The organism is Cognatundibacterium luofuense, from assembly GCF_018139685.1.
Classification (GTDB): domain Bacteria; phylum Pseudomonadota; class Gammaproteobacteria; order Burkholderiales; family Burkholderiaceae_D; genus Undibacterium; species Undibacterium luofuense.
In genome coordinates this window covers 1-313 of sequence record NZ_JAGSPN010000466.1, presented here as the reverse complement: position 1 = coordinate 313, position 313 = coordinate 1, and the positions used below count along the sequence as shown (strand labels likewise).

Sequence of the window (313 nt, the reverse complement as noted above, 5' to 3'; positions counted from 1 at the left end):
AGATGGAAAAATCATCGCTGCCAGCAGCGATACGCTGGCGCATGGTATGCAGGATCGGGTACAGCAGTTAATGAATACCGCCAGCAATAAAGGGGGGGCAGCGAACATCGTGAGTCTGAATGGCCGCCCTTATCAGTTGGTGATGGTGCCGATACTGGCACCGGTGGCAATCAGCTGGGTCGCGCTGGCGGTGCCGGTCGATCAGGTGCTGGTCAAAGAAATGCATGAACTGTCGCCACTCGAGGTCAGTATCGTCAGTGCAGTCAAAGGCGGCGCATGGCAAATGCAAAGCACCAGCCTGACCGAAACCCCG

General features: G+C 56.9%; 1 pseudogene. It reads left to right on the top strand.

Annotation, left to right across the window (positions count from 1 at the left end):
* Positions 1-313: pseudogene (locus tag KDM89_RS21245) on the top strand (hypothetical protein); the annotation flags it as partial.